Origin of the sequence: Variovorax sp. 22077 (assembly GCF_052044195.1) — a bacterium.
GTDB classification, from domain to species: Bacteria; Pseudomonadota; Gammaproteobacteria; order Burkholderiales; family Burkholderiaceae_C; genus Variovorax; species Variovorax atrisoli.
Map to the genome: position 1 here is coordinate 1 of NZ_JBQEQC010000105.1, position 523 is coordinate 523.

Here is a 523-nt window from a genome sequence, read left to right on the forward strand (position 1 = left end):
AGGAAACCCTCGAGTACCACTACGGCAAGCACCACAACGCCTACGTGGTGAACCTCAACAACCTGCAGAAGGGCACCGAGTTCGAGTCGATGACGCTCGAGGAGATCGTCAAGAAGTCCAGCGGCGGCATCTACAACAACGCCGCGCAGATCTGGAACCACACCTTCTTCTGGAACTGCATGAAGCCGCAAGGCGGCGGCGCTCCCACCGGCGCGCTGGCCAAGGCCATCGAAGCCAAGTGGGGCAGCTACGACGCCTTCAAGGAAGCCTTCGTGAAGTCGGCCGTGGGCAACTTCGGCTCGGGCTGGACCTGGCTGGTGAAGAAGGCCGACGGTTCGGTGGACATCGTGAACACGGGCGCAGCCGGCACGCCGCTGACGACTGCAGACACCGCGCTGCTGACGGTGGACGTCTGGGAGCACGCCTACTACATCGACTACCGCAACCTGCGCCCGAAGTTCGTCGAGACCTTCCTGGCCAAGCTGGTCAACTGGGACTTCGCCGCCAAGAACTTCGGCTGATC

Annotated in this window: 1 protein-coding gene; it reads left to right on the forward strand. The window is 62.5% G+C overall.

From position 1 onward, the window contains the following. The coding region (locus ACTJLF_RS34695) for a superoxide dismutase (protein WP_440884914.1) at positions 1-521 on the forward strand (521 nt) is incomplete at its 5' end. Positions 522-523 lie beyond the last annotated feature (2 nt).